1 pseudogene is annotated in these 465 nt (G+C 44.1%); it reads left to right on the forward strand.

Annotation, left to right across the window (positions count from 1 at the left end):
• Window positions 1-105: 105 nt before the first annotated feature.
• Window positions 106-465, forward strand: a pseudogene (locus CIK04_RS29565) (nicotinate phosphoribosyltransferase); the annotation flags it as partial.

Raw genomic sequence — 465 nt, forward strand, 5'->3', positions numbered from 1 at the left:
CATGAGACGTTAGTAACAAAAATTGACAAACTACACTCTCTCATTTAGAGTTCAGCACATTAATGAACAAAATGTTCTTAACCTAAATAGGGTGAAAACAGATACATGTGCGCGCCACTTTTTCAACCATGCCATTATTCAAAGTGTTCTTGATTTAGATGTCTATAAAATCAATAATGATGCAAGCCGCGTATCGATTTWATCCTCAAACGCAAGTGCGCTACGAACTGATCGTTCGCTCGGATGACAACTTGTCTGATTTAGTGGAAGAGGTTCGTGCGGAAATCGACCGCCTCGCAGAACTTCGCTTTGATGCTGCCCAACTGGCTTACTTGGCAGAGAAAGCGCCCTATTTAAGGGCAGAGTTTCTCTCCTATTTAGAACCTTCCGCTTCCACCCTCAGCAACAAGTCYCTGTTGGTATTTTCCGTACCGCACAGGGCGATTGCCAGCTCAGAGTCACCAT

It is taken from the genome of Vibrio sp. 03_296 (assembly GCF_002265885.1).